The 21,765-nt window shown below is 36.4% G+C and carries 20 protein-coding genes; 14 read left to right on the top strand and 6 right to left on the bottom strand.

The window, feature by feature from the left end:
* The first annotated feature begins 74 nt into the window (after nucleotides 1-74).
* Entirely contained in the window at nucleotides 75-419 is a 345-nt protein-coding gene (locus tag H6G25_RS11995; RefSeq protein ID WP_190392685.1) for a hypothetical protein, read from the top strand.
* 51 nt (nucleotides 420-470) lie between these two features.
* On the opposite strand, the gene H6G25_RS12000 is transcribed toward H6G25_RS11995, so the two are convergent.
* Entirely contained in the window at nucleotides 471-1,247 is a 777-nt protein-coding gene (locus H6G25_RS12000; protein ID WP_190392686.1) for a sulfite exporter TauE/SafE family protein, read from the bottom strand.
* A 220-nt stretch (nucleotides 1,248-1,467) separates the two neighbouring features.
* Between H6G25_RS12000 and H6G25_RS12005 the strand changes: the two genes are divergently transcribed.
* The 6 genes from H6G25_RS12005 to H6G25_RS12030 all read left to right on the top strand — a co-directional run bounded on the left by H6G25_RS12005 (nucleotide 1,468) and on the right by H6G25_RS12030 (nucleotide 7,979).
* On the top strand, nucleotides 1,468-2,139 hold the full coding sequence (locus tag H6G25_RS12005) for a glutathione S-transferase family protein (protein ID WP_190392687.1): 672 nt from the start codon (nucleotides 1,468-1,470) through the stop codon (nucleotides 2,137-2,139).
* Nucleotides 2,140-2,345: 206 nt separating this feature from the next.
* Nucleotides 2,346-3,305, top strand: coding sequence for a sulfurtransferase (locus H6G25_RS12010; protein ID WP_190392688.1), 960 nt, complete (start codon nucleotides 2,346-2,348; stop codon nucleotides 3,303-3,305).
* A 113-nt stretch (nucleotides 3,306-3,418) separates the two neighbouring features.
* The gene (locus tag H6G25_RS12015; RefSeq protein WP_190392711.1) at nucleotides 3,419-3,556 is read left to right on the top strand and encodes a hypothetical protein; all 138 of its coding nucleotides are present in this window, start codon (nucleotides 3,419-3,421) and stop codon (nucleotides 3,554-3,556) included.
* A gap of 11 nt (nucleotides 3,557-3,567) precedes the next feature.
* Nucleotides 3,568-4,554 (top strand): formylglycine-generating enzyme family protein, encoded by a 987-nt coding sequence (locus H6G25_RS12020; RefSeq protein ID WP_190392689.1) that lies wholly within the window; start codon nucleotides 3,568-3,570, stop codon nucleotides 4,552-4,554.
* Between the two features lie 124 nt (nucleotides 4,555-4,678).
* Nucleotides 4,679-7,018 carry an arylsulfatase gene (locus H6G25_RS12025; protein WP_190392690.1) on the top strand — a complete coding sequence of 780 codons (2,340 nt, stop codon included), beginning with the start codon at nucleotides 4,679-4,681 and terminating at the stop codon, nucleotides 7,016-7,018.
* An 88-nt stretch (nucleotides 7,019-7,106) separates the two neighbouring features.
* Nucleotides 7,107-7,979 (top strand): bile acid:sodium symporter, encoded by an 873-nt coding sequence (locus H6G25_RS12030; RefSeq protein ID WP_190392691.1) that lies wholly within the window; start codon nucleotides 7,107-7,109, stop codon nucleotides 7,977-7,979.
* A gap of 160 nt (nucleotides 7,980-8,139) precedes the next feature.
* On the opposite strand, the gene H6G25_RS12035 is transcribed toward H6G25_RS12030, so the two are convergent.
* Entirely contained in the window at nucleotides 8,140-8,946 is an 807-nt protein-coding gene (locus tag H6G25_RS12035; RefSeq protein WP_190392692.1) for an SDR family oxidoreductase, read from the bottom strand.
* A 175-nt stretch (nucleotides 8,947-9,121) separates the two neighbouring features.
* On the opposite strand from H6G25_RS12035, the gene corA reads away from it, so the two are divergent.
* On the top strand, nucleotides 9,122-10,270 hold the full coding sequence (corA, locus tag H6G25_RS12040; RefSeq protein ID WP_190392693.1) for a magnesium/cobalt transporter CorA: 1,149 nt from the start codon (nucleotides 9,122-9,124) through the stop codon (nucleotides 10,268-10,270).
* A 660-nt stretch (nucleotides 10,271-10,930) separates the two neighbouring features.
* Here the strand turns inward: corA and H6G25_RS12045 are convergent.
* From H6G25_RS12045 to H6G25_RS12055, 3 genes are all read right to left on the bottom strand, one after another.
* Entirely contained in the window at nucleotides 10,931-11,287 is a 357-nt protein-coding gene (locus H6G25_RS12045) for a Rieske (2Fe-2S) protein (protein ID WP_028091133.1), read from the bottom strand.
* An 83-nt stretch (nucleotides 11,288-11,370) separates the two neighbouring features.
* Complete coding sequence (locus H6G25_RS12050; RefSeq protein ID WP_190392694.1) at nucleotides 11,371-12,426, bottom strand: tellurite resistance TerB family protein; 1,056 nt, start codon at nucleotides 12,424-12,426, stop codon at nucleotides 11,371-11,373.
* Nucleotides 12,427-12,454: 28 nt separating this feature from the next.
* On the bottom strand, nucleotides 12,455-12,859 hold the full coding sequence (locus tag H6G25_RS12055; protein ID WP_190392695.1) for a hypothetical protein: 405 nt from the start codon (nucleotides 12,857-12,859) through the stop codon (nucleotides 12,455-12,457).
* Nucleotides 12,860-13,063: 204 nt separating this feature from the next.
* On the opposite strand from H6G25_RS12055, the gene H6G25_RS12060 reads away from it, so the two are divergent.
* From H6G25_RS12060 to H6G25_RS12075, 4 genes are all read left to right on the top strand, one after another.
* Entirely contained in the window at nucleotides 13,064-14,560 is a 1,497-nt protein-coding gene (locus H6G25_RS12060; protein WP_190392696.1) for a phospholipid carrier-dependent glycosyltransferase, read from the top strand.
* Between the two features lie 466 nt (nucleotides 14,561-15,026).
* Nucleotides 15,027-17,291, top strand: a complete 2,265-nt coding sequence (locus tag H6G25_RS12065) for an ATP-binding protein (RefSeq protein ID WP_190392697.1) — start codon at nucleotides 15,027-15,029, stop codon at nucleotides 17,289-17,291.
* On the top strand, nucleotides 17,281-17,727 hold the full coding sequence (locus H6G25_RS12070; protein ID WP_190392698.1) for a response regulator: 447 nt from the start codon (nucleotides 17,281-17,283) through the stop codon (nucleotides 17,725-17,727). The genes H6G25_RS12065 and H6G25_RS12070 overlap by 11 nt, the downstream gene beginning before the upstream one ends.
* 155 nt (nucleotides 17,728-17,882) lie before the next feature.
* A complete protein-coding gene (locus H6G25_RS12075) occupies nucleotides 17,883-19,043 on the top strand; it encodes a hybrid sensor histidine kinase/response regulator (RefSeq protein ID WP_190392699.1) in 1,161 nt (386 codons plus the stop codon).
* A gap of 238 nt (nucleotides 19,044-19,281) precedes the next feature.
* Here H6G25_RS12075 and H6G25_RS12080 read toward each other — a convergent pair whose 3' ends face one another.
* Nucleotides 19,282-19,926 (bottom strand): DUF3386 domain-containing protein, encoded by a 645-nt coding sequence (locus H6G25_RS12080; RefSeq protein WP_028091127.1) that lies wholly within the window; start codon nucleotides 19,924-19,926, stop codon nucleotides 19,282-19,284.
* Nucleotides 19,927-20,029: 103 nt separating this feature from the next.
* Between H6G25_RS12080 and H6G25_RS12085 the strand changes: the two genes are divergently transcribed.
* Together H6G25_RS12085 and H6G25_RS12090 are read left to right on the top strand one after the other, a co-directional pair.
* Nucleotides 20,030-20,695 carry a LuxR C-terminal-related transcriptional regulator gene (locus H6G25_RS12085; protein WP_190392700.1) on the top strand — a complete coding sequence of 222 codons (666 nt, stop codon included), beginning with the start codon at nucleotides 20,030-20,032 and terminating at the stop codon, nucleotides 20,693-20,695.
* 98 nt (nucleotides 20,696-20,793) lie between these two features.
* Nucleotides 20,794-21,624 (top strand): metallophosphoesterase, encoded by an 831-nt coding sequence (locus H6G25_RS12090; RefSeq protein WP_190392701.1) that lies wholly within the window; start codon nucleotides 20,794-20,796, stop codon nucleotides 21,622-21,624.
* The last annotated feature ends 141 nt before the right edge of the window (nucleotides 21,625-21,765 follow it).

A 21,765-nucleotide genomic window follows, 5' to 3' on the forward strand; every position in this document is an offset into this window, starting at 1 on the left:
GTGATAGAGCGATCGCTTCTTCTGTGTAATAATTATAATTTATACATCAAATTGGAGAAAAATTACTATATTTGTTGGAGTCTAATGAAGTACAAGGTAACGAATACTTTCGACTCTCTATTTTAAGCCTATTTACTAAAAATCAACATATAAATCATTTTTCAAATTTGGCTAGACAATATACTTCTAGTGAACCATTTGCTAGAAGAGAAATACTATTATCAGGAAAACAAAATTTAGCTTTTGATTGGCTTCGAGAATATAAAGAGAGCTATCAAACAATGGATTCTTGGCAACAATCTGCATATATCTATGGTTGTTCAGGATTCCCAAAAGATGAAAAGATGTATTTTTTAAATAGATTAAAGCCTAGTAGACCTTTTGAGATTGTCCTAGCAAAATGGGCAAAAAAGGTCTAACATTATGTAGTAACGGATAACTTCAATGATAGCCGAAAATAGTGATTAGTTTTATCCCCTAATAAAAAAGTAAGTAGTCATACTAAAACCAACAACAATCACGAATATCCGCACAAAACGAGGATCTAGTTTCCGCGCATAATGAGCGCACAAATAACCACCAAGAGAACCACCCACAGCCATTAAAATAGCCTGATGCCAAGCAATTAAACCAGCGAATATAAAAGGAAAAATAGCGATACCATTGATACAACTACCAAGAAAAGATTTAAAAGCATTCATAGTGTGAATATTTTTAATACCTAAAAAACTTAAAGTTGCTAACATTAAAATTCCTAAACCTGCACCGAAAAAACCACCATAGATAGATATTGCTAATTGTGCAATCACGAGAATTAATAAAGGTGGAGATTCTGATAATGATTTCTGGCCTTGAAATTGTAACCACATTTTTAAAGGTTCGCTAAATGTAAATATCAGCGTTGCTGAAAGTAATAAGTAAGGAAGTAGCTGTTTAAACATATCCGCTGATGTATATAGCAAAATTACTGAACCAATTCCCCCACCAATTAAACTGGTAATACATAGTATTAAAAGTTCTCGTTTTGGGATGTTTAAATTGTGACGATATGCACCCGCACTGGCCATAGCTGCAATCCATAAAGCAGTATTATTTGTGGCATTAGCGGTAATTGGCGATACACCAGTAAATATTAAAGTGGGAAATGTAATAAAACTACCACCGCCCGCTACAGCATTAAGTGACCCGGCAATGAACGCGGTACTGAAGAGAAGCAAGCTATGGACAAATGTTAAATGGTTGGGCATCTTCGCTCCAAATTTTGCGAATAATGTTTGCTAAAAGACTTGTTTTTTAGTGAACATTATGAAATACTCATAATATAATACGATAATCTGACCGATAAACCGTAGATGATGTTAAACTATGCAGTGACATTGATTCACTTCTATCTTTGACTGTCATTCAACCCGCAATTTTGGCAATTAACCGAAAATTCAAACAAATCTCCATCAAGGAAAGGACGAAATGAGTAGCTTACAACTTTATTACACTAAAGGTTCTACCTTCTCCCAAAGAACCCGTGCAGTATTACAGGAAAAAGGAATTGATTATACACCCATTGAAATTGATTTACAGCACAAACCAGAAGGTTTTACTCAGATTTCTCGTTACGGTAAAGTTCCAGCGATTAAGCATGGAGAAGTAGAAATATATGAGTCTGCAATTATCAATGAGTATTTAGAGGAAGTATTTCCCGAACCTGCTTTATTACCTCATGATCCCGCTGAAAAAGCTGTTGCGAGAATTTGGATTGACTACGCTAATACTCGTCTAGTACCAGCTTTTAACAAATTGCTACGGGGTAAAGATACCCAGGAACAAGAACAAGGACGAAGAGAGTTTTTAGAGTCTCTTTTATATATTGAGAAAGAAGGATTAGGTAAACTTTCTGGTAATGGTCCTTACTGGTTAGGAGAAAATTTCAGTTTAGTTGATATTAGCTTCTATCCTTGGTTTGAAAGATTACCAGTTTTAGAGAAGTTTCGTAATTTTACGCTACCAACAGAAACACCGAAAGTATGGCAATGGTGGGAAAATTTGCGTCAACGTGAATCCATCCAAGCAGTTGCTAATCCTACAGAATTTTACATAGAGAGATTTACCAAAATTCTTGGTTTAACAATACCATCAGCGTAAAATGCAGTTTCTAATTAATAATACTGCTGATTAAAGTCATTACACGAAGCTTGGCATTCAGGATCTTAGCTATCAATCAACATCTCTGAAAATATGCTAGAGATATTCCCATGAAATGTCTCTACAAGGGTTATCAAAAATCCATATTCACCTATATTATAGAGATGTCTAATCAATAGTGTGAGTAAATACAAAGAAGGGTGAAAATGACATTTAAAAGTTTCTCTTGGAAAAATTTGAAAAAACCTAAGTTATTTGCTTTGGTGGCGATGTTTTTTGCATTGGTAGTCAGTATTCCCTTATTACCTTTGCCAGTATTATCAGCTAATTCTTCTGCTAAGATTCAGTTTGTTTCGCCAAATTGGGTAGCTGAAAACGCCAAAGATCCCAACTTGAGAATTTTAGATGTACGTAATTTTCCTCTTGACTATATAGAAGGACATCTTCCTAATGCCGTAAACATTGCCGACATAGCTTTTAGAGGTCCAAAAGAAGGATTACCAGTACAATATTGGAACAATCAGAAATTAGGAGAAATATTTGCCTATTCAGGAGTAACAAATAACAGTCGTGTACTTGTATATTCAGATGGTAGAGATGTTTTAGGTGCAACAATGGTTGCTTATTTACTAGAACGTTCTGGACTCAAAGATATTGCCGTCTTAGATGGTGGTTATGCTGGTTACAAAGCTAGTGAGGATGTCACCAAAGAATTTCCTAAATACTCAGTTGGTAAATTCACAGTCAAAGATAATCCTTCAGTGCGTGTGAGTTTAAATGATGTGAGAAAACTTATTGGTAAACCGGGGGTTGTTTTTATTGATCCTAGACCAGAAAAATTGTTTCGAGGTGAGGAAAATATTTGGATACGCAATGGACATATTCCTGGTGCGCGGAATATTCCTTGGGTAACATTTACAGATGCTAAAAATCCTCACAAATTAAGGTCATTAGATGAGATTAAGAAAATACTGGCAGATAAAAAGATTGTCCCTGAAAATGACATTATCGTTTCTTGCAGTACAGGACGGGAGGCTACATTACAATATGTGGTTTTAAAGCATCTGCTTAATTATCCCAAGGTGAGAATTTATGAAGGTTCTTGGACAGAATATAGCACTCAAAAAGATTTACCAGTAGCTACGGTCGAGGAGAAATTAACTTAGAAGAACACAAATTAAAAGTCTTTTAGCATGAATTCATAGTCTATGTTAACATCTGCCTCTTTTCCACAAATTTTTGAAAAATAAATCCATGAGCTATGCAAGTAATTTTGCTAATGACTACCGCAATTTTAATCTTTAGTCCAGTATATGTATTTGCTGCTAATAATCTCGACCAAGATAACTTGGTCAGTTGTAGAAGTAGTAAAGACAAACCTCCGAACGATTCTACAAGCGATCGCTCAGGAGCTTAATACAACGAAAAATGCGGTCTTTAATATTGCTACTAATTCAAGTAGTTGCACTGATATTGCTATTTAGCAATTCACCAGCATTAGCCGCTGTTAATACCTGTCCTCCGGGAATGGTGATGATTTCTGGAGGCACATTCAAAATGGGAGCAGATGATTCTGGTTTTGAGGAAGAGCGAGGGGCTGAAAATGTTACAGTTAGTTCCTTCTGCATTGATAAATACGAGGTAACAAACGCCCAATTTACTGAATTTATCAATGCCACAAACTATGTAACAGTTGCCGAACGCCCCTTATCAAAAGAACAGTTTCCCGACTTATCAGATGAAGAAAGATTACCAGGTTCTCTAGTTTTTCAAATGCCAAAACCAGGAGTTAAGCAAGTTCAGCTTCTGAGTTGGTGGCATTGGACACCCGGTGCTAATTGGCGGCATCCCTTTGGTAGTGACAGCACAATTGTAGGTAAAGAAAACTATCCAGTCGTACATATTGCTTACGAAGATGCACTAGCCTACGCCCAATGGGCAGGAAAATCATTACCTACAGAAGCACAATGGGAATATGCTGCTCCTGGAGGTTTAGATGGTGCAACTTATACATGGGGTAATCAGTATTCAGCCAAAAAAGCTAATACTTGGCAGGGAATTTTCCCTTTTTTCAACACCAAAGCCGATGGTTATATGGGTATAGCCCCGGTCGGCTCTTTTCCTGCCAATGGTTATGGACTCTATGACATAACTGGCAACGTTTGGGAATGGACCGGCGACTGGTTCGGCTTAAGAGATGACAAAAATGCCCATAGTGTTAACCCCATAGGTCATGGTAAAAGTTTTGACCCTAAAAAACCCACGGAGATTGCCCTTCATGTAATCAAAGGCGGCTCCTATCTATGTGCGCCCAACTATTGTAGTCGCTACCGCCCAGCCGCAAGGGAATCACAATCTCCTGATACTGGAACTACCCATATCGGCTTTCGCTTAGTCAAAAACTTACAAGACTAAGATGACAAGACTAGGAATTTATCGGTGTTTCCTGTTCCTCCATAGTTTTTTAAAAGATTAGGTTTCCTGTAAAGACCGCAGGGAGCAAGGGCGCGAAGTTGTAGATTTTTTGAGGGTTATTGTTATGTTACATTCAATTCGCAGGGTGTTATCTCTGTCTCTGGTTATCACATTATTAATGGTAACAAACCCCGCTCTAGCAGATACGGGAACGGTGTTACCAATTAATCCACCACCTTTCAGGGGAAAAATCGGTATAACCTACAAAGAGTCAACACCGGATTTTCCCGCACCAATTAAAGCCCCGGGAAAAGCCCCCAATGTATTATTAGTATTATTGGATGATGTGGGTTTTGGGCAAGCGAGTACCTTTGGTGGACCTGTAGATACACCGAATTTAACTCGTTTAGCTGAAAAAGGATTACGTTATAACCAATTCCATACTACAGCCCTTTGTTCTCCTACACGCGCTGCTTTATTAACTGGACGTAATCATCATTCAGTGGGTACAGGTGTAGTTGCAGAGTTAGCATCTGGTTTTCCTGGTTACACGACTATTTTACCTAAGAGCGCTGCTACTGTAGCGGAAGTATTACGGCAAAATGGTTATAACACCGCAGCTTTTGGTAAATGGCACAATACACCGGATTATGAAACTAGTGTAGCTGGACCGTTTGATCGCTGGCCAACATGGTTAGGATTTGAGTATTTTTACGGTTTTTTGGGTGGTGATACTAACCAATGGAGTCCGGCTTTAGTGGAAAATACTAAGCGGGTTGCACCCCCAACTAACAACCCTGATTACCATTTGACTCCAGATTTAGTAGATCATGCTATTAGCTGGATTCATTCTCAACAGTCTATAGCCCCTGATAAGCCTTTCTTTACCTATTTGGCTACTGGTGCTACCCATGCACCTCATCACGCCCCTAAAGTCTGGATAGACAAGTATCAAGGCAAGTTTGATCAAGGCTGGGATAAATTACGAGAAGAAACCTTTGCCCGGCAAAAACAACTGGGTGTAATTCCCGCTAATGCCCAACTTACCCCCCGTCCCAAAGAATTGCCAGCATGGGATTCATTATCTCCAGATGATCAAAAAATCTATGCCCATGAAATGGAAGTATTTGCGGGATTTTTAGCATATACCGACCATGAAGTAGGAAGATTAATTAATGCCATTGACCAAATTGGTGAATTGGACAATACCTTAATTTTCTACATCGTTGGTGATAATGGTGCTAGTGCTGAAGGTGGTTTATCAGGTAGCGTTAATGAATTAAAAGTTTTCAATAAAGTACCCGAAAGCCGAGAACAACTTCTAGCTTCTTTGAATGACTTAGGTAGTCCCAAAACCTTTAATCATTATCATGCAGCTTGGGCTTGGGCAGGTACTACTCCCTTCCAATGGACTAAACAAATCGCTTCTCATTTTGGTGGCACTCGTAACCCCTTAATTATTGCTTATGGCGATCGCATTAAGGATCAAGGCGGACTTCGTAGCCAATTTCATCATGTCATTGACATTACACCAACTATTTTTGAAGCTGCGGGAATCACACCGCCTACTACAGTTAACGGAGTAGAACAGCAGAAAATCGAAGGTACTAGTCTAGTTTACACATTTGATGATCCTAAAGCTGCTTCTAAACATGAAACCCAGTATTTTGAGATGTTTGGCAACAGGGCTATTTATGATCATGGATGGATAGCTGCGGCGCGTCATCCCCGATTACCTTGGCAGGGTACAATTAATGCTGACTTCGAGAAAGATCCTTGGGAACTATATAATAGTGAAGAAGATTTCAGCGAAGCTAATAATCTGGCGGCTAAAAATCCAGAAAAACTGGAAAAACTGCAAAAACTGTTTTTATCAGAAGCACGCAAATATAACGTTTTACCATTAGATGATCGCATTTCTGAAAGATTTGACGTGCAAGATCGTCCATCTCTTGCCTCTGGACGGACAACTTTTATCTACTATTCTAGTGGGGTCAGTATTCCCGAAGGTAGCGCCCCAAACCTCAAAAATAGATCCTTTACTATTACTGCTGAGGTAGAAATTCCCGAAAATGGTGCGGAGGGTGTTTTATTAACTCAAGGTGGACGTTTTGCGGGTTGGGGATTTTTCCTAGAAGATAGTAAACCAACTTATGTTTATAACTTTGTAAATGCTGAACGTTACATTATTCAATCTCCTGAAAAATTAGCCCCAGGTAAATCAACAATTAAATTTAATTTTGATTATGACGGTGGTGGAGTTGGTGCTGGAGGAATTGGCAGGTTATTCATCAATGATCAAGCGGTAGCTGAGGGTCGAATTGCCAAAACTATACCCTATCGTTTGGCTTTAGATGAAACTTTTGATGTTGGTCGAGACACCGGTACTCCCATTGTGGAAACCTATCAAGTACCGTTTGCATTCACAGGTAATTTACAGAAAGTTACTTTGAATTTGAAGTAATTGTTTTCTCACGCAAAGGCGCAGAGGCGCAAAGGAAGAAAGAAATATTCTTTGCGCCTAATGCGTTTATTGATGAAATGGAAAATTTATGAATGAAGTCATCTTAATACTTGACAAAATTGCATTTCTGGCTTTTGTTGTTGCCACTATGTTTGGTACAGGTTTAAAGTTAACTGTACAACAGATTTGGCAACCTCTTCGTAATATCCGTTTGGTTGTTTTATCGCTACTGACAAATTTTGTTTTAGTGCCACTTTTTGTATATTTACTGCTGCAAGTAATACCTCTCAATGAACCTGTGAAAGATGGTTTGATCATCATGGCATTGGCCTCAGGTCCCCCGGCTTTACCTAAACTTGCCCAAATAGTGAAGGGGAATTTAGCTTTTTCTACAGGGTTGATGATGATGTTAATGTTTGGTACTATTTTTTATATGCCGATGGTATTACCATTGGTTTTAGAAGGTGTAGAAGTCAATTCTTGGGATATTGCCAAACCTTTAATATTGATGATGTTAACACCGTTGGGAATTGGGTTATTAATTAAGGCAAAATATCAAGATATCGCTTTAAATCTCCAAACAATTACTTTCAAAATCTCTAATTTTGGATTGCTTTTAGGTTTAGGAGTGCGGTTGATAGTTCACTTCCATGAAATTCTTATTTTATTGAAAACTGGTGTGATTTTTGTTTGTGCTATTTTTATTATTTTCTCCTTTACTGTGGGTTATTTATTAGGTGGTCCTGGTATTGATACTCAAAGGGTTTTAGGAGTGGGAACTGCACAACGCAATTTTGCTGCTGCTTTATTAATAGGTACGAGTAATTTTGATGATCCCAATGTGATAAGTGTAATTATGGTGACGAGTTTATTAATGATGGTTTCAGTTCTAATTTTGGGTAAAAAGTTACCAGAATTAGATCAAGAACAGGGTGGGGAAATAAAGCAGTTTGAAGTTTAGTGATAACATGAAAATATGACATGAAAATGATTGTATTCTCTCAATATTTAGGGAGGAAAGTTATTCAGTCGAAGAGGTAACAATAAAGGTAAAACCAATATAGTTCAGAGAGAACAGGAAAAACTCATGTTGAGAAACATGAGATTGAAAATTTGCACAATTATAATTCTGAAAATAGTTTTTCCCAATCAATTATATCTGGTCTATTTCCTTGATTTACTATTTCAAAAACTTTGTTAACAGCACTTTGATGAAATAAACTTTCTACACAAGCTGCGGCTACATCAATACGACTAGAATCACCGGAAATTGTGTCTCCTATTCCAAAAACAACGTTTAATTTACCTGCGGTTGTGGCTTTGAGTAAAGTATTGAGATCATAGGATGTATAGGGTCCATCAATTAAACGTCCAGGACGAATGATAGTATAAGGTATTCCTGAATTAATAATTGCTTTTTCTCCTTTTTCTTTAGCGTCAAGTACACCAAAAAGATTGAGAATATTAAAAGGAAATTGATGTTTGCGAAGAATACCACAGGAGGAAACAAAGACGAAGCGATTTAAGTTTTTAGGTGCGGCTGATATCAGATTTATTACACCTTGATGATCAACTTTATCAGGGGTATTTTTAGCTTTATCTTCTAAAAATTGAGGATTGAATAGAGTAATTCCTAATTCAATAATGTTGGGATTTTGATTAAATTCCCATCTGGAAGAAGGAAAAGCGGTAGTTCCTGTACAACAAATAATAGAAGTAATATTTGTCATTGCTGCTGTTAAGCTGTCGGGTTCACGAATATCACCAATAACAATTTCTACTTGATCATTAAACATTTTGGTGGCTTTTTCTGCATTCCTGGTGAGAATACGAATGGGTAAGCCTTTTTCTAAAAGTTTACTAACTACCAGTTGTCCGACTCCACCGCTAGAACCGACAACTAAAATGATATCTTTACTGCTGTTCATACTTTGATTAAGCAATGCTATTTAATCTACAATAATTTTGACTCTAATAGTTTACCATAACTGGAATCTTTTTTGAATAATTCCCCTCACGTCAAGACCCAAAGGTAAGGATTTTACTGTTGACTGCTGTTTTATGTTAAAATTCTAATTATCAGTAGGCTGGAAATAAAGATTTATGGTTAAGAAAATTCGCCGAGTTTCCAAGATGATCAATAAGTCACACGATAAGGAGTTTTTTCAGCAAGCGGGAACTCCACCAGGAACAATCATTGTTGATGAAAATGCTGAACAACCCATTATTTTTTTAATTGACTATAACCAAACTGATCTCATTCACAAACAAATAAGTTATCCAGAAGAGTGTATTAACTATTTGGATACAGAATCCGTTTCTTGGGTGGATGTTCAAGGTTTAGGAAATAAAGATATTCTACACCGTTTAGGTCAATCTTTTGATTTACATCCTCTGGTTTTAGAGGATATTGTCAACATGGTAGAACGTCCAAAAATTGAGGACTATGAAGATCAATTAGTGATTATTGCCCACATGGTTGTACCTAATAATAATGGCAGTTTTTATAGTGAACAAGTAAGTTTAGTTTTAGGGAAATATTATGTATTAACAATACAGGAAGAACCTGAACATGATTGTTTTGATGGAGTGAGGATGAGAATTGATAAAGGTAAAGGGATCATTCGTAGACAAGGTAGCGATTATTTAGCTTATTCTTTATTAGATGCTATTATTGATGGATTTTTCCCGGTTTTAGAACTTTATGGTGAACGCATTGATGAGTTAGAGGAAGAAGTAATCGTTAATCCTAATCAAAAAACATTGCAAAAAATATATCAAGTTAGGCGGGAATTATTACAACTTCGTCGCGCAATTTGGCCTCAAAGAGACGCAATTAATTCTTTAATTAGAGACGGTAGTGAATTAATTAGTGATGAGGTGAGAATCTATCTGCGAGACTGTTATGATCATGCAGTCCAAGTTATGGATATAGTGGAAACTTATCGAGAATTAGTAGCTGGATTAATGGATGTCTATTTATCAGCAATTAGTAATAAAATGAATGAAATTATGAAACTGCTAACGGTGGTTTCTTCGATTTTTATTCCTTTGACTTTTATTGCAGGGGTATATGGAATGAATTTTAATACCGAAAAATCACCCCACAATATGCCTGAATTAAATTGGTATTGGGGCTACCCCCTATGTTTGGGAGTAATGGCGTTAGTTGCGATAAGTTTACTATACTTTTTTTGGCGACGGGGTTGGTTGACTAATTCTGTTAATTTCCAAAAAGACTTTCACCGCTAGATTTCATAAAAATTCATCAAAATTCATAAATAAAATAGAGACGTTTTAGGGAACATCTCTAAGTGGTAAATGGAATTAAATAACGGGTGCGGCTGTAAATATGAACCACAACAACAAAGCTAACATCAAGACACCGATTTTAACCAGCAGGTATGTATAAGCATGAGGGATAAGAAAATCTTGGGTCGTCATATTCCACCTCTACTTACTAGCGGTTAACTAGTTATTTATTAAATCTATTTTCTTACACTCCCATTATTGCTTAAAAATGGGTGAGAAACAGACTTGAGTTATGTTTCGTTAATATTTCTTAGCTTTATTTTGGATTGTCCTATGGCTTGATTAGCTAATTGTTGAATTTTTGGCCAATGGGATCTTGGGCTGAGTCATATTTTCTGATTCTAGGCTGGAGGGGGCTAGAAGCCCATTCCACAGGGATGATGAGCAGATTTTGATCTCCATGAGTTATGGGCGGGCTAGAAGCCCATTCCACAGGGATGATGAGCAGATTTTGATCTCAATGAGTTATGGGCGGGCTAGAAGCCCACCCCACCATAGGAAAGCCTACCCCACCATAGGAAAGCCTACCCCACCATAGGAAAGCCCACCCCACCATAGGAAAGCCCACCCCACCATAGGAAAGCCCACCCATTTACCTATTTATGCGGATGGCACATCAATTAAAATGTTGCCCTCTTCTACGCGCAGGGGAAATACTGGCAGGGTTTTTTCTGGGGAAACCATTGAGAGTAATTTACCTACTACGGGTGGAAATGGACACCAGGTTTTGACTTCACCGTTACCCAAGTCAAAAGCACTACGATGAAAGGGGCAAACTATCGCCCCATTTTCGATTTTCCCTTTTTTTAAGGACATTTTTAAGTGCGGGCAGGTATTATCTACAGCATAAAACTGATTTTCGTGATTTAAAAGTAGGATTTGGCGATCGCCTACTTTTACCACTTCTCGCGCACCAGTAGCTAGTGCATTAGCAGCTAAAACTTGAGTCCAAGCCATGATCTTCTCCTGATTTTGTGATTTTATAAACCCGTTCTTAGTTTCTCGCAATTTTGCTCTGTGCGATCGCCAATCTTGATAATTTAGATCTCCACAAACTCGATAGTTTTCACAAAGTTTAAAATAGTTTGTTTCATTTTCTCAGCTTCTTCTTTCACCGAACCGAGTGTTTCACCATTTAAAAGACTGCGTTGGCTACTAACTATATACAAACATTCACTATTGACAAAGGACAATAATCCTCTATAGGCATCTAACTTAATACCATGGCCATTAGTTTCCTGTTGAGAAATAGTTGCACCAGGGATATTTAATACTACATAGTAGTATCTTTTTAAAGGCTCTTGCCAATATTCTCTATGTCTAACTTCAGCATTTGGCACATTAGAAATAATCGTCTGGGGAACATATTCATTGATAATAACTTCATGGAGATAAGCTTCATATCCTTGAGTTTTGATCTCCTTAATTTCTTCTAGAGACAGAGGATAATAATCAATTCTCAATAAAGTTCCCATATCATCAGAAAAGCTCACCATTCCTTCATCTGTTTGAATTTTTCCTCCCTGTTCAGAATCCAGAGGAATAGGAACTGTAAAATTCCCCAAAGGTGACTGATAAAATTGTTCACCAGATTCATTGAATATTATTGATTCAAATTCTTCATCTAAATATTCTCCGTCATCTCCTTCTTGGACTGCGGCAATTACCTCTTCAATAATTTCTTCTGCTTCTTCATCTTCCAATTCTAAAGCTATTTGTAGTTGTTTAAGATAAGTTTTTTTATCAGCAGGAATAATCAAATCTTCAGCATCTAAAAGCATAATCACCCCAGCCGCAAAACCATCTAATACTACCTCCTCAGAAATAGCAGCATTAGCAGCATTAAATAAAGATCCTAATCCAGCATCTTCAGCAAGTTCTATGAGTGTATCCACGGTTTCTAACATTTGTTCTTCTGAGTATTCGTCAAAAATCTCAAATTCCCAGAGAATATCGGCTATAATTTCTCCATTTATATCTTCAAGGCCTACATCAACTGCTGTTGTAATTACAGCAATTGCTACTACCGCTTCTTCTGGATTCAATGATGCTGCTATTTTCTCTTTTGATTTGAAAATATAGTCATACTTCGTCATAATTTCTAGCTCCTTGTTCTGTTTTTACTTAATTACCTGGTTGGGAAATCCGGGTTTCAATATCTTCTAATGTCCGTAATAATAGACTATTTGCCTGTAATTGCCAACCCCACTTTTGAATTTTAAAAGCCGCTACAGTCCCCCCTATAGCTGCTAATAAGCCTATGGGTTGATTTAGAGAAATTCCCAACAGCAAACCCAAACCAGCAATTCCCCAAAATGGTAAGGCCACCACTTGTCTTTGCTCCTCTACAATTTCTGCAATTTTACTAGATGGCATTGTACCTAATAACGCGGCTTTTAGTTGCCGTTGTTCTGCTAATGATAACGATAAACTAATCCGACGGCGAAGTTTTTCCATTTTCCGGGCATCAGTGCTATACTCCGTTAGTTCATCTTCTGCCATTTTTAACCATCGTTCTAATTGTGACATAGTAGATTCAACCTGATTCTTGGACTACAGCTATTATTATTAATAATATTCTACATTTGTACTCCAATGCCAAGGGATCATAGGGAAAATGAAAAACTTTTCCAGAGAAGAGATTTACCAGGGGAGTTCTTCCACAAAAACATTCTCTAAGTATAATAGTATTGAACTGCTGCTATTTCAAAAACTGCCAAAATCACAAATAACATGAACAAAACTTGGTTTCGATTGGGAATTATCGGCATATTTATCTTTTCATTCAGCTTACGTTTTTGGGGATTAAGCCGATTTAATACTTTAGTATTTGATGAAGTGTACTTTGCCAAATTTGGTAATAACTATCTGACCCACACACCATTTTTTAATGCTCACCCTCCCCTCAGTCAATATTTGATTGGCTTGGGTATTTGGATTAGTCATCATATTCCCATAGGCCGAGAAACTGATGTCAATAGTCTTACAGGTTCTTTATTATCCCCTGGGAGTTATCGCTGGTTAAATGCTCTGACAGGTTCATTTATTCCTGTAGTCGTGACTTTATTAACTTATCAAGTAAGTTATCGTTATCGTTTGGCTTTATTGGCAGGATTTTTCACAGCTTGTGACGGATTATTTTTAGTAGAATCTCGTTATGCTTTAAGTAATATATATATAGTTATTTTTGGTTTATTAGGACAATGGTTATTATTATTAGCATTGCAGAAGCAAAAACAAAAACGTGGGTTTTGGTTGCTGCTTTCTGGGATAAGTTTTGGTGCTTGCGTAGGAACTAAATGGAATGGTTTGTGGTTTCTTGGAGGTGCTTATAGTTTATGGATAGCAGTTTGGATAATTCAATACCTACAGTCTTTTGATTCTACATCTCGTACCCCATTATTTCCTTATTTACACTTTTTTCAAAACTCCCATAATTCCCAGATTATTACTAGAAAAACACCATTACAAAACCTGACAGAAATAAATATTTGGCAGATGTTTTCCTATTTAGGAATTATTCCCGCAGTTGTTTATAGTTTGATTTGGATTCCTCATCTCCAACTTGATCAAAGATATGGATTTATTGAAGTTCATAAACAAATTTTACAATTTCATCTGCAATTAGGTGGTAATAGTCCTAACATTCATCCTTATTGTGCTGCATGGTATAAATGGCCATTATTAACCCGGCCAATGGCTTATTATTATCAAACTGCTCAAAGTATTCATGATCCCTTACCTGTATTTGGACCACCTTTACCTGATGGTACTGGTAAGATAATTTATGATGTTCATGCTATGGGTAATCCATTTTTATGGTGGTTTGGTTTAGCTGCTATGATATTTTTAATTGGTATGGTGATCATCAACATGACTATGCCAGGAATAGAAAAAAAGCTAGTATTTATCCCGAAAAATCTCAGCATTGATACTTGGATTGGTCTATTTTTAATTATAAATTATGGAGCTAATTTGCTCCCTTGGGTAAAGGTAACAAGATGTACTTTTATCTATCATTATATGTGTGCCGTAATCTTTACATTCATAGCCATTGCTTGGTTTGTAGACCAATGTTTACTCAGTTATTATCGCACATTGCGGTTTTTAGGTGTAACTATAACTTTTATAATTATAGCGGCCTTCATTTTCTGGATACCTATTTATCTAGGTTTACCCCTCTCTCCTGATGATTATAGAATGCGGATGTGGTTTAATTCTTGGATTTGATAGAAATACCTAATAAGTCAAGTTGCTAGTTATCTATTTGAGGCTGGTAATGGGTAATTGGTGAGTAATTTTCTGTTTTCATCCTGTTGATTCTTTAGTCTTGGATATTATCTCGACCTTGCTCGATAACCACCTGATTATGACATTTTCCCTAACTAGCAACTTACGTTAATATGAATTTTATCTGGGTTTATCTGTAGTCAATTATTCTGGCAATATTATTCTATTTGGTATTGCTTAATATAAATATACAAAGACTGTAGCTTTGATCAGCTTAACTTTTACATTTCTTATCTATATATTAGGTGACAAACAGTTAAATTGTGTAAGAATAGAGGTCAAGAGCGATTGTACCTATCAACAGTACCACTGTCAAAGGTACTAAATTAAAAAAATTTTTATAGGTGTGGGGAATTTAGATGCAATCTACATATTTTATACTCCAAAATCATGGAAGGAAGGATTTATGGATATCAATGTTAAGCAACAGCATATTAATATCACAAGCTTAAAAGAAGCGCAAATACATTTGATTAGTGAAATTCAACCCCATGGGATTTTGTTAGTCTTACAAGAGCCAGATTTACAAATATTACAAATTAGTGAAAATACTTTTAATACTTTTGGCATATCCCCAGAAGATATGGTACAAGAGGAATTAGAAGATTTACTAGATCCTTACCAAATACAGAAAATCAAATTTTGGTTATCAGAAGAAAATCTAGATTTTATTAACCCTACAAAAATTTGGATCAGGAAACAAGGAGATGAATATACAATATTTGATGCTACTTTTTATCGAAATTCTCAAGGGTTTTTAATCTTAGAATTAGAACCTACAGCATCTCAAGAGAATATTCCCTTTTTAAGTTTTTATCATTTAGCTCAAGCCTCAATTAATCGCTTAGAAAAAACTAAAAGCCTCCGTGATTTTAGTCAAATTATTGTTCAAGAAATCCGCAAAATCACCGGATTTGACAGAGTAATGTTATATAAATTCTGTGATGATGGACATGGTTCTGTAATTGCTGAAGAAAAAATAGATAGTTTAGAGTCTTATTTAGGATTACATTATCCAGAATCAGATATTCCTCAGCCAGCACGACAATTATTTCTCGAAAATTCCGTTAGAGTTATTCCCGATACAAACGTTCAATCATCAGTAGAAATTTTCCCAAAAATTAACCCAGTTAGCGGAAAACCCATTGATTTAACTAATTCCACTCTCAGAAGTGCCGCACCATGTCATATAGAATATTTACATAATATGGGCGTAGGTGCATCTTTGACAATCTCCTTAATTAAGGATCACAAACTTTGGGGTTTAATTGCTTGTCATCATCAATCACCCAAATATATTTCCTACGAAATACGGAAAGCTTGTGAATTTTTAGGAAGAATTATATTTTCAGAAATTTCTGGCAAAGAAGAAACAGAAGATTACAAATATCAGATAAATTTGAAACAAGTTCAATCCCAATTGGTTGAATATATGTCTCAAGAACAGAACTTTATTGATGGTTTAGTCAAAAATCAAATAAATCTGCTAGATTTAACTAATGCAGGGGGAGCAGCAGTTTATTTTGGCGGAAAATATACTCTAATTGGTAATACTCCTCCAGCAGAAGAACTGAATTTTTTAGTAGCATGGCTGAAAAATAATGTCAAAGATGAGGTATTTTCCACAAATTCCTTAGCTGAGATCTATCCAGATGCGATTAGCTTGAAAAACGTCGCTAGTGGGTTATTAGCTATTCCCATTTCTCAGAAAAATTATCTATTGTGGTTTCGACCAGAAATGATTCAAACTGTAAATTGGGGTGGTAATCCCCATCAAGCTTTTTCAGTTGATGAATCTGAGGGAAATGTCCGGTTGTGTCCGCGTAAATCATTTGATTTATGGAAAGAAATAGTTCAATTAACATCTTTACCCTGGCAAAATGTAGAAATTAAAGCTGCATTGGAATTACGAAAATCCATCATCAATATTGTTCTCCGTCAAGCTGATGAATTAGCCCAATTAGCTGAAAATTTACAACGTTCTAATGCAGAATTGAGAAAATTTGCCTATGTCGCTTCCCATGATTTGCAAGAACCATTAAATCAAGTAGCCAATTATGTGCAACTTTTGGAAATGCGCTATGCAGCAACAATAGACGCAGATGCAAAGGAGTTTATTGGTTATGTTGTCGAAGGAGTAAGTTTAATGCAGACCTTAATTGATGACGTACTCGCATACTCCCAGGTAGATACATTAGGAATTGCTTTTCAAGTTACCGAGGTAGAAACTGCTGTAAATCGGGCTTTGAAGAATTTACGTCAACGGATTAGGGAAACTGGTGCAATCATTACCCATGATCCCTTACCCACGGTCATGGCCGATGAAACACAATTAATCCAGCTATTTTTAAACCTCATTGGTAACGCTATTAAATTCCACAGTAGTCAACCACCAAAAATTCATATTGGTGCGGAAAGATTAGAAGATGAATGGTTATTCTCAATTCAGGATAACGGCATTGGTCTAGATCCGCAATTTAGCGATCGCATTTTTATCATCTTTCAACGTTTACACACTAGAAATGAATATCCCGGTACAGGAATGGGTTTAGCTATTTGTAAAAAAATCATTGAATGTCATCGAGGAAGAATTTGGGTAGAATCACAACTTGGTCAAGGTGCAACTTTTTACTTTACAATTCCCGTTAGAGGTTGTGATCGTGAGCGTTAAAATGGCAGAAACACACAAAATAATCTTTTTAGTGGAGGACAATAAAGCTGATGTTCGTCTCATTCAAGAAGCATTAAAAACCAGTTCATTACCTCACCAAGTAGTTACAGTTAGAGATGGTGTAGAAGCTATAAATTATCTCCGTCAAGAAGGAGAATATGCTAACACACAACGACCTGATTTAATTTTATTAGATTTGAATTTACCCAGAAAAGATGGGAGAGAAGTATTAGCAGAAATTAAATCTGATCCTCGACTAAGACGCATTCCTGTCATAGTATTAACCACTTCAAAAAATGAAGATGACATTTTCGATAGTTACGACTTACACGCTAACTGCTATATTACCAAACCTCGTAATCTGAGTGAGCTATTCCAAATCATCCAGAGTATTGAGGGATTTTGGTTTTCTACCGCGACTTTACCATTAGAATAAAACTATAGCAGGAGTCAGGAATAAAAGTCTTTTGCTATATGGCTTTTACCGGAAATTTTGTATATCCGTTGCATAAAGCTATATTTGATATATCCTTGAAAACTCATCTAATAAAAGTTTATTTTACTCAGAACTCATCAGAGTCAAACCAGAAAATGATTACTACAACTTCCACACTAAAAATCCTATTAATTGAAGATAACTTAGCAGAAGCTAGGTTATTACAAGAGTTTATTAAACTGACAAAATCTCAAAATTTCAGTTTAGTTCATGTTCAAAAACTCCAGGAGGGAATCAACAAATTAAACAACGAAAAATACGACGTAATTTTGTTAGATCTAACTCTTCCCGATAGTCAAGGATTATCTTCCATACCCCAGTTACTCCAGCAAAATCCTAGTATTCCCATCATAGTTCTGACTAACACAAATGATGAAGAATTAGCCATTGAAGCAGTGAAACAGGGAGCGCAGGATTATCTAGTGAAAAGGCACGTTAATCCAGATATATTGGTGCGTTCCTGTAGATATGCTATAGAACGTAAAAAATTTTTAGAACAATTACATGAAGTTAATCAAACATTAGCAAATCAAGTTGAAGAAAGAACCACAGAACTTTTAAAATCCCAAGAAAGTAATCAGCTTAAATCTGAATTTGTTTCCATGCTTTCCCATGATATTCGTAATCCTTTAAATACGATTCTCTTAGCGGCTCGATTACTACAAAAGCGTGATCAAGAATTAACAAATGATGGCAAAATAAATCATTTACAACTTATTAGTTCTGCGATTAAAAATGTCTACAATTTATTAGATGAAGCTTCAATAATTGGTAAATCTGATGCTGGTAAATTATGCTATCAACCACAGATACTCGATTTAGAAAAATTATGCTATGAATTAGTAGAACAATCTCAATTATTGGCTCAAGAAAAACAGTTGAGTTTAATTTTTACCAGTTCTGAACACTGTTTTAAATTTTTGGGAGATGAAACATTATTAAAGCATATTGTCGGTAATTTACTCAATAATGCCATTAAATATTCAAGTCCCGGCGGTAGGATTTTATTGGAAATAATTAAACAGGAAAAATCTGTAATTTTGAGATTTCAAGATCGGGGAATTGGGATTACAGAATCAGACCAAAAACAAGTATTTCAAGCATTTCATCGAGGAGAAAATATAGGAATAATTCCTGGTAGTGGTTTAGGATTAACAATTGTCAAACAGTGCGTTGAAGTACACGGGGGTGAGATTACAGTTAATAGTCAAGTGGGAGTTGGTTCAACTTTTACGGTGAGTTTGCCAATAAAATAAATAGGAATTGTTGAATAAGTTGTCTGTGAGGGCAGGGAACTCTTAACAGGGAACAGGGAACAGTTTTAATTCAATGCTTACATTGTACAGCAAATTCAGTTTGAGTGAGTTACACTTGATGCGGGCAAGATGCCCGCACCACAAGAGTTTTATCATTAATATCTGTACTTCAGAATATCGGGAACTGCTGTAAGATAGGCATTTTGCCTATCTTAAAAACTTTTAACGATTCAAAAATCTAGCCTAACAACTCAATATTAGAAAAGATAAAATCTTGAATAGAAAGACTGTTGGCTATTTCCGTGCGAATTTCCCGACGGTTGAGAATGTAATAATTACCTACTTTTTCATATTCATCAGTAAAATCGCTTTTTCCGCCCTTTTGTGCGCCGGTTTCTGGGTCATGGTACACAGAATTATAAGTATGAGAAAGATATCCTGCCCCTGTATCATGACTGGTAAAGGTGTCAATAGTCACAAAAGTACCGTGAATTAAACGGTGAACGTGGCAAACTTCATTGTTACGCACTTTGTATTTATCTCCTTCTGACTTACCACCAACAAAAATTTCTACCGCGCCAGTTGCATCCGTGCTACCATATCTAAAAGTATTTGCGCCGTGAGTTTGTGCAAAAGGACGACGCACACGGTGAACAGCGATTTCCCAGGCTTGACCGTGAATAGCTTTTTTAGCGGCTTCGTCCTCGACATTGAGAACTTCAGCTTTGAGACTGGCATCAATTCGGACTTGACCTGTGATCACTTGGCCATCATACTTATAAGTAATATCTGCGGTATAACCGGGGAAATTTTCATCCCAGGTATAACGGTTTTCGTAAGCAGCCTGAAAAAGTTCTTGAGCAGAGATTTGAGTGACTGTCATGGGGAAAAATCCTCTATAGGAAGTGAAAATAGCATTTTATTCTTGCTGGTATTAGCATAGAAGTAATTATCAAGGTTCGCATAGTCCCCAAATGGGTACACTTATGGCTAAAACACTCCACGCCATTTTCCAGGCGATCGCTAATGTCCAAAATGAGCAAGAATTAAAACTAGCTTTAATGGATACCATTGGCGAACATTTTGCGGTTCAACATTGGGGTATTAATCTCCTAGATTACCAGTTAAATACTAAAATCAAAATTCCCGAAATTCCCGCTGTTTGCTTAGAAGCTAATCCCATTGGGCGTTATGTTATGGAACGTCACGCTCCCACCCATGAACAGTTAATTTTATCTCCTGAAGATTGGAAAAATTACTGTACTCGTCACGAGCACGTAATGACTGGTCCGATAGTTTGTGATGGTCAATTAGTGGGGACTTTAAATTTTGCCCGTGACCCCGGAAATCTGCCTTTTGATAGTAATGATTTAGCTGATTTAAGTGCAGTTTGTCTGCATTTGTCGGCTAAAATTGCCACATTACGGGTACAATCAAAAACCTTTTTATCTGTGGATAATTGTCCCTTAACAGCGCGAGAATTAGAAATTGCCAAACTAGTAGCCCAAGGTTTCACTAATGGCGAAATTGCAGCTAAATTATGGATTACTCAAAATTCTGTTAAACAGGCTTTAAAAAGAATGTTCCGTAAATTAGAAGTTTCTACCCGTGCGGAAATGGTGGCCAAAATAGATCCCCAACTTCTTAAATAATTATTAAATAAATTCGGAATCTATAAGGATTGAGAATCAAGTGAGTTGTATTCATATTAAGTGATCAATCAAATCTAATAGATATTAGTTATTTATTTATGCACAAGTTATTATCTGGAGCTTTAAGCACAGAAAAATTAGTCGTAAAAATCAAAAATTTACATCCATCTTTAGTAGGATTAAAACTGGTACAGATGTCAGATTTTCATTATGCTGATGGTCTATTATCAGAGAAAATGTTAACAGAAGCGATCGCAATTAGTAATGCAGTCAAACCAGACCTAGTAATTTTAACTGGTGACTATGTGAACGCAAAAGCAAAACCAATTCATCAATTAGCACCAAAACTGAAAAATCTCCAAAGTCGCCATGGTGTCTATGCTATTCTGGGAAATCATGATATAGCTTTTCCCAGTTCCAAACCAGAAATTACAGCTGCTTTAACCAAGGTCGGGATTAAAGTTCTTTGGAATCAAATTGCTTACCCCTTGGGAAACAAATTACCCCTAGTCGGATTAGCAGATGTTTATTCACGAGAATTTAACCCAGAACCAATCATGAACCAACTTGATTCTACTATACCTTGTATTGTCCTATCCCATAACCCAGATACAGCAGAAATACTGCAAAAATGGCGAGTAGATTTACAATTATCTGGTCATACTCACGGGGGACAAATTGTTATTCCCGGTCTAGGACCAGCAATAATTTACTACACAAAAATATTGAAAAAAATCCCCAGAAAAATTAGCCGCAAACTACCATTTTTACGGAAAAGCAATTCCATATTACACCATTGGCAATGGTCAGAAGGTTTACATCAAATAGGAAATAATCAATTATATGTAAATCGTGGTTTAGGAACTTATTTCCCAGGGCGGTTATTTTGTCCGCCAGAAGTTACTATTATTACCTTGGATGTCCCTTAATCTATTTCTGGCTTTGCGTCTTTGCTCCTTGGCGCGAAATAAAAACAATATATAGGACTTCTATTTGATTTTTGATAGCTTGCGTGGCGTAGCCATACAAGACTCAGTAGATATCAATTCTGTCTTTCTTCCTGTGTTCCC

It is taken from the genome of Dolichospermum sp. FACHB-1091 (genome assembly GCF_014697585.1).
Taxonomy (GTDB): domain Bacteria; phylum Cyanobacteriota; class Cyanobacteriia; order Cyanobacteriales; family Nostocaceae; genus Dolichospermum.